General features: G+C 65.9%; 11 protein-coding genes. 7 read left to right on the forward strand and 4 right to left on the reverse strand.

The annotated features are described in order from the left end of the window. Positions 1–11 precede the first annotated feature (11 nt). The 4 genes from dusB to AC5P65_RS04680 form a co-directional block, all read right to left on the reverse strand. Positions 12–1,007 (reverse strand): tRNA dihydrouridine synthase DusB, encoded by a 996-nt coding sequence (gene dusB / locus AC5P65_RS04665; protein ID WP_031270248.1) that lies wholly within the window; start codon positions 1,005–1,007, stop codon positions 12–14. Positions 1,008–1,154: 147 nt separating this feature from the next. Then, positions 1,155–1,586, reverse strand: a complete 432-nt coding sequence (locus tag AC5P65_RS04670; protein WP_111098003.1) for a hypothetical protein — start codon at positions 1,584–1,586, stop codon at positions 1,155–1,157. 149 nt (positions 1,587–1,735) lie between these two features. Continuing rightward, positions 1,736–2,701 (reverse strand): ribokinase, encoded by a 966-nt coding sequence (locus AC5P65_RS04675; protein WP_019661097.1) that lies wholly within the window; start codon positions 2,699–2,701, stop codon positions 1,736–1,738. Positions 2,702–2,726: 25 nt separating this feature from the next. Then, a complete protein-coding gene (locus tag AC5P65_RS04680) occupies positions 2,727–4,025 on the reverse strand; it encodes a NupC/NupG family nucleoside CNT transporter (protein WP_019661098.1) in 1,299 nt (432 codons plus the stop codon). A gap of 193 nt (positions 4,026–4,218) precedes the next feature. On the opposite strand from AC5P65_RS04680, the gene AC5P65_RS04685 reads away from it, so the two are divergent. The 7 genes from AC5P65_RS04685 to AC5P65_RS04715 all read left to right on the forward strand — a co-directional run bounded on the left by AC5P65_RS04685 (position 4,219) and on the right by AC5P65_RS04715 (position 10,918). Further along, a complete protein-coding gene (locus AC5P65_RS04685; RefSeq protein ID WP_031270250.1) occupies positions 4,219–5,190 on the forward strand; it encodes an aldo/keto reductase in 972 nt (323 codons plus the stop codon). A 317-nt stretch (positions 5,191–5,507) separates the two neighbouring features. Then, entirely contained in the window at positions 5,508–5,702 is a 195-nt protein-coding gene (hemP, locus tag AC5P65_RS04690) for a hemin uptake protein HemP (protein ID WP_005412278.1), read from the forward strand. Between the two features lie 153 nt (positions 5,703–5,855). Further along, positions 5,856–8,099, forward strand: coding sequence for a TonB-dependent hemoglobin/transferrin/lactoferrin family receptor (locus AC5P65_RS04695; protein WP_495215452.1), 2,244 nt, complete (start codon positions 5,856–5,858; stop codon positions 8,097–8,099). A gap of 4 nt (positions 8,100–8,103) precedes the next feature. After that, positions 8,104–8,703 (forward strand): ChuX/HutX family heme-like substrate-binding protein, encoded by a 600-nt coding sequence (locus AC5P65_RS04700; protein ID WP_019661101.1) that lies wholly within the window; start codon positions 8,104–8,106, stop codon positions 8,701–8,703. Between the two features lie 73 nt (positions 8,704–8,776). Then, positions 8,777–9,706 (forward strand): DUF6607 family protein, encoded by a 930-nt coding sequence (locus tag AC5P65_RS04705; protein ID WP_111098001.1) that lies wholly within the window; start codon positions 8,777–8,779, stop codon positions 9,704–9,706. A gap of 274 nt (positions 9,707–9,980) precedes the next feature. Next, positions 9,981–10,511, forward strand: coding sequence for a hypothetical protein (locus AC5P65_RS04710; protein WP_021203454.1), 531 nt, complete (start codon positions 9,981–9,983; stop codon positions 10,509–10,511). Continuing rightward, positions 10,505–10,918, forward strand: coding sequence for a hypothetical protein (locus AC5P65_RS04715; protein WP_146256789.1), 414 nt, complete (start codon positions 10,505–10,507; stop codon positions 10,916–10,918). Before AC5P65_RS04710 ends, AC5P65_RS04715 begins: the two co-directional genes overlap by 7 nt. Positions 10,919–10,982: the final 64 nt, after the last annotated feature.

Below are 10,982 nucleotides of genomic sequence, written 5' to 3' on the forward strand. Positions count from 1 at the left end.
CGGCAGGGCGGTCAGGCGGCCGAAGGCAGCGCCGGTTCCCCGGCGATCAGGCGGTCGAAGTACTCGGTGGTCAGCGCGATCTGGCTCTGTGGGTCTTCGGCACGGTTGACCACGGCGCGGAAGGCGGCGTTCTCCGGCCGGTCCTTGGCATACCAGCCCAGGTGCTTGCGCGCGATGCGCACGCCCTGCGGCTCGCCATAGAACGCATGCAGCGCATGCAGGTGGCCGAGCAGGATGTCGCGCACTTCCGCCAACGACGGCGGTGGCAGTTCGTCGCCGGTGGCCAGGTAGTGCGCCACCTCGCGGAAGATCCACGGCCGGCCCTGTGCGGAGCGGCCGATCATCACCGCGTCCACGCCGGTTTCCTTCAGCACGTAGGCCGCCTTCTGCGGCGAATCGATATCGCCGTTGGCGATCACCGGAATGCGCAGTGCGGCCTTGATCTCGCCGATGGTGGCGTACTCGGCCTGGCCGGTGTAGTGCTGGTCGCGGGTGCGGCCGTGCACGGCCAGTGCAGCGATACCGCTGTCCTCGGCGATGCGCGCGATCAGCGGGCCATTGCGGTGGTCACAGTCCCAACCGGTGCGGATCTTCAGCGTGACCGGCACGTCCACCGCGTTGACCACGGCTTCGAGGATGCGCGCCACCAACTGCTCGTCGCGCATCAGCGCCGAGCCGGCCCAGGCGTTGCACACCTTCTTGGCCGGGCAGCCCATGTTGATGTCGATGATCTGCGCGCCGTGGTCGACGTTGTAGCGCGCGGCCTCGGCCAGCTGCTGCGGCTCGGTCCCGGCGATCTGCACGCTGATCGGTGCCGGTTCGCCGTCATGGTCCATGCGGTGGATCGACTTGCGCGTGGTCCAGAAGCGCGGGTCGCTGATGGTCATTTCCGAGGCGGCCAGGCCCGCGCCCAGCCGTTTGCACAGCAGGCGGAAGGGTTTGTCGGTGACGCCGGCCATGGGCGCCAGCACGACGTTCGGAGCAATGGTGTACGGGCCGATCTGCATGCGCCCATTGTAGGGCGCCGACAGCGACGCGGCCGTATCGGCTGCGCCCCGGTTCAGGCCGATCGGCACCGACCTCATGCCGTACCGGCATCAGCAGATGCTTGCCGGTTGCTTCCGCCGCCCCCAAGGGCGGGCGAAGGTGGGCGGCTACCCCAGGCGCTGCCAGGCCTGGCGGGTACCCAGGGCGAAGGCCAGCCCCAGGCTGAGGCAGACCAGTGAACTGACCATCCAGAAGCGCCGGCCGTTGTGGCCGGGCCGCAGCAGCGCCAGCCCGAAGCCCATCGCGGCGCGCAGCAGCAACAGCAGGGCGATGCCCGACAGGACCAGACGACTGGCCGGCAGTGGCGAATGCCAGCCCGCAGCGGCCAGTGCGTACAGCGTCCAGGCCACCAGCACGGCCGTGATGCCGGCGGTCATCAGCGGTGGCCACCAATGCCCGGCCTGTGCCAGCCGGACCACGCGCTGGCCGGCACCGAAGTACCTGTACCACGCGGCGCCGAAGGCGATGCAGCCGATATGCAGCAGCGCCGCAGCGGCACTGCCTGCGGCCGCGACCAGCAACCAGGGGAATCCGTCCATGTCCTGCCCGTGCAAGGAAGCTGCGCGGATCGTGAGCGAGGGGCAGGATGTGGGCAATGCGACAGGCGGTCGCAGGGGCTGGGCAATGGGCGAAAGAAAGGCCCAGGTGCCTGTGCACCCGGGCCTTGTCATCCACGCGTGGCGTGGAATTACTTGGCTTCGGCGTCGGCCGGGGTGAAGCGCGGCATCGCCGCTGCAGCGCCTTCCTTCTCGGTCGAGCGACCGGCGAACTGGTTGGCAAAGCGCACGTGGCGGGCGAACGGTGCATCGGCCACCTGTGCCAGCGACGCAGCCAGCGCACCGTTGAAGGCATCACCAGCACCGGTGGTGTCGATGGCCTGCACCTGTTCGGCACCGACGCGGTAGTACGGCTGGGTATCGCCGCGCAGGTTCTCGTCGGCGTGAGAGACGAACACGCCCACCGAACCCAGCGTCACCACCACCGTGCCGTTGCCGACCAGCTTGCGGCACAGCGCATGCAGGCTGGCGCCATCCAGCGCCGCGACGTCGTTGGCATCCACGCGCTCGCCGACATGGCGGCCGAGCAGGGCGGCGAACTCGGTCTCGTTCGGGGTGATCACATCGGCCAGCTTGAGCAGGCCGATGGTCGAGGGCGCATCGGCCGGCGCGGTGTTGAGCACGGTGGTGACACCGGCCTCGCGGGCCGTGGCCAGCGCCGCTTCGATGGTCTGCACCGGCGATTCCAGCTGCACCAGCACCACCTTGGCACCGGCCAGCAGGGCCTGCTGCTGTTGCAGGAAATCGGTGCCCAGCGCGGCATTGGCGCCGGGGCCGATCACGATCGTGTTGCGGCCACGGGCATCGACGTAGATGCCGGCGGTGCCGGTCGGCTCGCTGCTGGCCTCGGCGATCAGCGCGAAGCCATCGTGCGCAGCCAGTTCGCGCGCAGTGGCGCCACCGGCGTCATCGCCCAACGCACACACGAAGTGGGTGTCCGCACCAGCGCGGCAGGCCGCCACGGCCTGGTTGAAGCCCTTGCCACCGGGGCCGGTGCTGTAGCGGCCGGCAATGGTCGCACCCGGTGCCGGCAGCGTTTCGCACCGCCACACGTGATCGACATTGAAGGAACCGACGACAACGACACTGCTGCTCATAGGAAATCTTTTCTCAACCAGGGGTTCAACTGAAGTGCGTCAGCACGCCGGCGATGGTCGCCGTCATGAAGGTGGCAATGGTACCGCCCAGCACCGCGCGCAGGCCGAACTTGGCCAGGTCGTGGCGGCGCTCCGGCGCCAGGCCACCGATACCGCCGATCTGGATCGCGATCGAGCTGAAGTTGGCGAAGCCGCACAGCGCGTAAGTGGCAATCAGGCGGCCTTCGGCGGACAGGCTCACGCCCGGGATCTGGCCGTTCACGATCTGCGACAGTTCGGTGTAGGCGACGAACTCGTTGATCACGACCTTCTGGCCGATCAGCGAGCCGACGGTGGTGGCGTCGGCCCACGGCGTGCCGATCACCCAGGCGATCGGGGCCAGCAGATAGCCGAAGATGGTCGACAGGTTGGTCGGCTTGCCGATGGCAGCGGCCAGGCCGGTCACTTCGCCCACCCAGGTCAGCGGCGCGTTCAGCAGCGCGATAAGGGCGATGAAGGCCAGCAGCATCGCGCCGATGTTCAGTGCCAGCTTCAGGCCGTCACCGGCGCCGGCAGCGGCGGCATCGATGATGTTGCTGGAGGTCTTTTCGACTTCCATCTTCACCGTGCCGCGGGTCAGCGGGGTACCGGTTTCCGGAATCAGCAGCTTGGCCACGACCAGGGTGGCCGGGGCCGCCATGATGCTGGCCGCCAGCAGGTGCTTGGCGTAGAAAGCCTGCTGCGCCGGATCGCCGCCGCCCAGCATGCCCACGTAGGCCGCCAGCACGCCGCCGGCGATATGCGCCATGCCGCCGATCATCATGGTCAGCAGTTCGGACTGGGTCATCCTGGCGATGTACGGGCGAACGGTCAGCGGCGCCTCGGTCTGGCCGATGAAGACGCTGGCGCAGACGCTGGTGGTTTCCGCGCCGGACACGCGCATCACCTTGGTGATCGACCAGGCCATCACGCGCACGATCGCCTGCATGACGTTGAGGTGGTACATCACCCCCATCAGCGCCGAGAAGAAGATGATGGTCGGCAGCACCTGGAAGGCGAAGATGAAGCCGTAGTTCTTGGTGTCCATCAACGAGCCGAAGATGAAGCCCGAGCCCTCGTTGACGAAGCTGAGGATCTTGACGAAGCCCTTGCCCAGCGCATCGAACACGTCGCGCCCGCCCGGCACCAGGATCACCAGCGCCGCAAAGGCGATCTGCAGGGTGATACCGGTGGCAACCAGCTTCCAGTCAACTGCACGCTTGTTGTTGGAAAACAACCAGGTGATGCCGATCAGCACCGCCAACCCGAACAGGCCGAAGCCGATCCTGCCCAAACCTTCGACCATGTGAGTGACTCCCCTGGGGCGTCGCGAAAAACGGGAAGCCTAGTGCAGGGCAGGGGCCGGGGCAAGAAAAAGCAGCGTGCGCGCACCCAACGGTACCGATCGGGCCAGCAACGGCAAGGGCTTGCGGCCGGCGGCGGCAGGTAGAATGGAGTTCGATCCCGGCCCGGATGCGGGCCCGCAGCAGGAGATTCGCATGCAATACCGTCGCTTGGGCTCCACCGGCCTGCCGATTTCCGCCCTGTCCTTCGGCGCCTGGGTGACCTTCGGTGACCAGATCCCGCGCGACGAGGCCCGCAACCTGGTGGCGGCCGCCTGGGATCATGGCGTCAACTTCTTCGACAATGCCGAGGGCTATGCCAACGGCCGCGCCGAACAGGTGATGGGCGATGTGATCGCCGACCTGCGCCTGCCGCGCGACGGTTTCTGCGTCTCCAGCAAGGTGTTCTTCGGCAGCGCCAAGGACCCGCGGCCGACCCAGCGCGGCCTGTCGCGCAAGCATGTGACCGATGCCTGCCACGCCGCGCTCAAGCGCCTGCGGGTGGATTACCTGGACCTCTATTACTGCCACCGCCCGGATCCGGACGCACCGGTCGCCGAGACCGTGCATGCCATGGACACCCTGGTGCGGCAGGGCAAGATCCTCTACTGGGGGACCTCGGAGTGGTCGGCCGTGCAGATCCAGCAGGCGCTGGACATCGCGCAGGCGCGCAACCTGCAGGGCCCGTCGATGGAGCAGCCGCAGTACAACCTGCTGCACCGCGAGCGCGTGGAGGTCGAGTACGCGCCGCTGTATGCCGGCGCCGGACTGGGCACCACCATCTTCTCGCCGCTGGCCTCGGGCCTGCTCACCGGCAAGTACGACCAGGGCATTCCGGCCGATGCGCGGCTGGGCCGGGAAGGCATGCAGTGGTTGCAGGACCTGGTGCTGGGTGCCGACGCCGAAGCCCGCCTGGCCCAGGTGCGCCGCTTCAGCGAGGTGGCGCGTGCGCTGGGGCAGGCGCCGGCCACGCTGGCCATCGCCTGGTGCCTGCGCAACCCGAATGTCTCCAGCGTGATCCTCGGCGCCAGCCGGGTCAGCCAGCTGCTGCAGAACCTGCAGGCACTGGAGGTGCTGGAGCAGGTCGACGCCGCCGGCTGGGCGCAGGTCGAAGCCGTCTTCGCCTGAACCCCGGGGCCGACCGGGCCTCGGGGGCCTCGGTCGGGCCGGCTTGGCCGAGGGAACAGGAACGGGAACAGGAACGGGAACAGGAACGGGAACGGTAGAGTCGACTGTTAGTCGACTGCTTCGAATAACCGACTGCTTCGAGCAACAGCAGTCGACCAACAGTCGACTCTACACACCTGCTTCGCCATTTAATTGATGCGATCTATCGAATTACGGAATTCGATCATTAATCTCACCAATGAAATTGAGAATGGTTGTTGATTGTCAACTGAGAATCATTATCATTTAACTCGTCCCTCGCACGAGTCCAGATGCTCATGAATGCTCAACCTGTACTGCTGCGCCCCGAAACGCTGACCCTCCGCGATCGTCCGGTCCGTGTCGTTCCGCCGGAAGAGGTCATCGACAGCGAAGCCCTGCTCAAGGGCCGTCGTGAAATCCTGATCCAGCACGGCGACCGTTTCTATCGCCTGCGGCACACCAGCAACGACAAGCTGATCCTGACCAAGTAATCGCGGCTTGGTCGCCCGCCTCCCTCCCTCCTGCCGGCAGCGCCGACAGGGTGGGCGACCCGTCCGCTCCCGCTCTCTCCCCCTCGGTCTACCGCGTGCACCTTCCGGGTGCGCCGGTAACCGGGGGTTCCCCTGCCTGACCGAACGAACCCGATGACCCGCCATACCGCCCTTTGCCTTGCTGTCTGGATGGCGCTGCCGCTGTCCGCCCACGCTGCTGCCACTGCTGCCCCCGATGCGCGCGAATTCGATCGGGTGCAGGTCACCGCCACCCGCACCGAGCGGGCGCTGAGCGACGTGGCGGCCACCGTGGATGTCATCGACCGTGAGCAGATGGACCGGCACCTGGTGCAGGACATCAAGGATCTGGTGCGCTACGAGCCGGGCCTGTCGGTCACCCGCAGCGCGACCCGCTTCGGCCTGGATGGTTTCCGCATCCGTGGCCTGGACGGCAACCGCGTGCGCATCCAGACCGACGGCATCGTCATGCCGACCCGGTTCGACATCGGTTCGTTCGCCAGTTCCAACCGCAACTTCACCGACCTCGATACGCTCAAGCGCGTCGAGATCGTGCGTGGACCGGCCAGCCCGCTGTACGGCTCCGATGCACTCGGTGGCGTGGTCGCGTTCGTGACCAAAGACCCGGCCGACTATCTCAAGGACGGCAAGAACAGCTACTTCGGCCTGAAGTTCGGCTACGACGGTGAGTGGAAGGGCCTGCTCGGCGGTGCCACGGCCGCCTTCGGTGGCGACCACTGGAGCGGCCTGGTCAACGTCAACCACCACCAGGGCCAGGAAACGGACAACAAGGGCACGGTTCGCAGCGACAACGACACCCGCACCGCGTCCAATCCGCAGGATCGCGACGGCCGCAGCCTGCTCAGCAAACTGGTCTATGCACCCAGCGAGGACCAGCGCTTCCGCCTGACCGTGGAAGGCAACGAAGACACCACCGATACCAATGTGCTGTCGGCGATCGCCAGCGTTGCACCGCGCCCCGGCGCGATGGCTGCGGCCACTGGCATGAAGTCCCACGACACCCAGAAGCGCAACCGCGTCTCCTTCGCCCACGAAATGGATGCGCTGGACCAGCCGTTCGCCGACAGCCTGCACTGGCAGGTGTACGCGCAGAACAGCGAAACCCGGCAGCAGACCGACGAAACGCGCACCGACGGCACCCGCCGCCACCGCGTGTTCTCCTTCGACCAGCATGCCTATGGCCTGCAGGCGCAGTTCAACAAGGCGTTCACCACCGGCAGCGTCGAGCACGCATTGACCTACGGTTTCGAAGGCACCCGTACCGAGATCCGCCAGAAGCGCGACGGCTATCAGGTCAGCAAGGCGGGCGTGGTCAGCAACACGGTGCTGCCGGACACCTTCCCGGTGCGTGACTTCCCGATCAGCAAGACTACCGAGCTGGGCCTGTATGCACAGGATGAGATGCGCTTTGCCGATGGCAGGCTGTCGCTGGTGCCGGGCGTGCGCGTGGACCGCTACGAGCTGAAGCCGGAAGTGGACAGCGTCTTCGCCGAAGACAACCCGACCACGGCCGTGGCGCAGCTAAAGAAGACCAGCGTGTCGCCGAAGCTGGGCATGGTCTGGCGCTTTACCGACGAATGGTCGCTGTTCGCCGGTTATGCGCGTGGCTTCCGTTCGCCGCCGTACAACGACGTCAACATCGGCCTAACCAATGTCGCCTTCCGCTATACCGCCATCGCCAATCCGGACCTGAAGCCCGAAACCAGCGACGGTTACGAACTGGGCCTGCGCTTCATCGCGCCGGCGGCGTACGTCAGCGTCAGCGGCTACTACAACGACTACAAGGATTTCATCGAGTCCAACGTCGATACCGGTCGCAACGCACAGGGTTTGACCGTGTTCCAGTCGCAGAACATCGCCGACGCGCGCATCTATGGCGCGGAAATGAAGGCCGGCATCGAGTTTGGCGAACTCAGCCCGGCGCTGAAGGGCTGGGCGCTGCGCAGTGCGTTGGCATGGTCGCGTGGTGACAACCGGACCGATGACGAACCGCTGGCCTCGGTCGATCCGCTGCGTGGCACGCTGGGCCTGATGTACGACACCGATACCTGGGGCGTCGAACTGGCCGGTACCTTCGTGCAGCGCAAGAAGCGCCTGCCGCCGCCTGCGGCGCAGACCAATCCGAACGCACCGGCACCGTTCGTCTACCAGCCGGCCGGCTACGGCGTGCTGGACCTGATGGCGCACTGGAACTTCGCGCCGGGTGCCACCTTCAATGTCGGCGTGTTCAACCTGGCCGACAAGCGCTACATCGAATGGTCGTCGATCACCCCGAGCCTGATCACCGATCGCGCACTGAGCGATCGTTTCAGCAGCCCGGGCCGCACCTTCTCCGCCAGCCTTGCCGTTTCCTGGTGATCTCATGAGCCGAGCCTTGTCCGCACGCAGGAATGACTCCATCGCCGCGCCGAACAGCGCGGCCTGGCCGACCCCGGCACAGCTGGCCACGCTCGGCACCGTGTTGTGCCTGTACCACGCCGACGGCAACGAGCTGGGCGGCTGGCGCCAGGCCGTACGCGTACACGCCTGCCAGGGCGTGGACAGCGAGGGCCTGCGCGAAAGCCTGTGCTTCCTTGATGGCCGCGGCCGCTGCGTGTGGCGCCTGTACCTGCTGCCCGACAGTGATTTCCTGGCCTGGGACCGTCTGGTCGCGCCGCTGCCGCCGGGACCGGAACACGACAGCGAGGCGAGCGTTGGCGAACGCCTGTGGCGGCGCCTGGCCGGCCATCTTGGCGGCCAGCGCTGGCGCCTGTGCGCGCTGCGCCTGCATGCCGCCGACGACGGACGCACGCTGGCCGCCAGTCTGTCGACCCTGTCCTCGCTGGGCGCGGCCACCGCGCGCCGCATCGCACGCCTGGAAGGTGCTGAAGGCGAGCTGGTGATCGACGACTGCTGCTGTGCCGACGCCGCCCGGCGTCCGGCGCCCCAGATTCCCGGCGACCTGCCGCTGATCCGCCTGTGACCCTCTCCTGATGGAACGCCCGTTGGCCACGGATGGCCCCTCAATGAATCTGCAACCCCGAAGGAAGACCCCGATGAAGCTCCAGACAGCCAGCGCCATGCTGCTGCTCGCCGCCAGCGGCGTGGCCAGCGCGCAGCCCTCCGATATCGCCCGCGACCACGACAGCATCCTCGCCATGCAGGGTGAGTACACCGTGGACTTCGCCTTCGACGAGACCGTGCTGCTGAAGCCGGGCTACGAGCGTGCACCGGCGATGCGCAGCGGCGGCAGCGAAGTGGTCATCGTGGTTGAGGACACCCCGAAGCGCATCGTGCTGCAGCACCTGCTGCTGGATGAAAAGAGCGGCCACATCACCAAGCACTGGCGCCAGGACTGGGTGTACGAAGCACCGAATCGTTTCGAGTTCAGCGCCGACCAGACCTGGAAGGTGCGCAATATTCCGTCGGCGGTGAACCAGGGCGCCTGGACCCAGTGCGTGTACGAAGTGAGCGACGCACCGCGCTACTGCGGCACCGGCACCTGGACCTACACCAACAACGTGCCGAGCTGGACCAGCGACCTGAGCTGGCGCCCGCTGCCGCGCCGTGAGTACACCAAGCGCAGCGACTACAACGCGCTGGCCGTGATCAACCGCCACACGTTGACCCCGAACGGCTGGACCCACGAACAGTTCAACACCAAGGTGCAGCGCAACGCCGACGGCAGCCAGGTGGAGATCGCCCGCGAGTTCGGCTTCAACGACTACGTGAAGACCACCGAGGTCGACTTCACCCCGGCGCGTGACTACTGGAAGGCCACTGCCGGCTACTGGGCCAAGGTGCGCCAGCGTTGGGACGGCTTCCTCGGCCAGGCCCCGGGCGTGCACCTGAAGACCAGGATCGATGGCATGGCGATGATCATTCCGCTGTTCACCCAGGCCGAAGCGATTCAGTCCGGCAAAAAGGTGAAGGACAAGCAGATCGACGAGGTGTTCGCCAAGTACGTGGAAAAGGCGCCGAACTGAGGCCGCGTGTGGAGTCGAGCTGTGCTCGACTCCACAACCGCATCCACTCATGGCGTGGCTTTGGCGGTCCGTCCATGTGCTCTTGGTAGGTGCCGAGCTTGCTCGGCACGCTTTCGGTGGTGACGCGATTCGGTGTCTGCGCGCGTCGCCGGACGGATTGGTGCCTTGTGCGTATAAACATGACGCATTTCGCTGTATTTTGTCCGAGTCCGCTTTCCGGCTTCTGCGCATGGGGTAGGGTGGCCGCCCACGCAGTCATTGAACGTCGCCGCAGATGAAGCTTTCCGCCTTGTGCAGTCAGATGTTGTCCGGCGAAGCCTGCGATGATATCGACAGCTTCTTTCTCGAAATCGATGACTTCGAGGAAGCCGCACTTGTTTCGCGAACCCAGCGGATAGACGGGCTGCTCGCGCGTCTTGGGCCTCGATGGACATCGGCTTATCTGTTCAGTCTCTGCATGCATGTTCTGGCGACCGTTCGTATTGCCGGCAGCGCACGCGATCCAGCCGGAGCGAAGATGTTTCTGGCATTGAGCTTCACCGATTTCGAGCTGTATGCGGAAGAGGGCGTGCTGCTCCCCAACGTTTTCTACTATCCAGGTTCGGAGGGGGTCGCATTTGGAGCCCGGCGCTGGCACGAAAGTGGCAGCAACACCTCGACGGAAATCGACGCCGTGCGCTCCGTTGTCGAAGATGCTGGCCTGCTCGCGGGTTTTCGCTTCTGCGAAAGCCGCACTGATGGCCCTCCCGGTTACGAAGTTGTTCGTGTCTTTGCGATTCCAATGCATGGAAACGAGGCTTGCTGATGGTCGTGCCAGAACGCCAGATGTTCGATACCTATTTGTCCGACCCGCAGGTCTACGATCGTCTTGAACAGCATATCCACGACCACTTCATGACGGGAATCAACGCGGCAAGCCTGCGCATTGAAGACTTCCGCAGCCCGCACTACAACACGTTCTTCGTCGATGGCACTAAGGATCGCGGTGCCAACCCGATCTTCTCCGCCAAGCACCTGCCCAGCGGCAACATCATCCGGGTCGTCATTTTCGGCAGCCCGCCTGAATACAGCGAAGTCCGTAAGCGGGTAGGGGATAATGAGGAGAAGGACGAGCTCTGCCTGTTCATAACGCTTCTGGGCGTGCAGCGCGCGATGAGCGCGACCGTGGCCTGGGCGCAGCAACAGGCGTCCATCATCCCGGCCACTCGTTAGTAGACCCACGCCATGTGTGGATGCGCTCAGGTGGGGCGCGCAGCGTACAGCCGGCCCCACCCGC

The organism is Stenotrophomonas sp. YJH_SMC_48-3 (assembly GCF_059369375.1).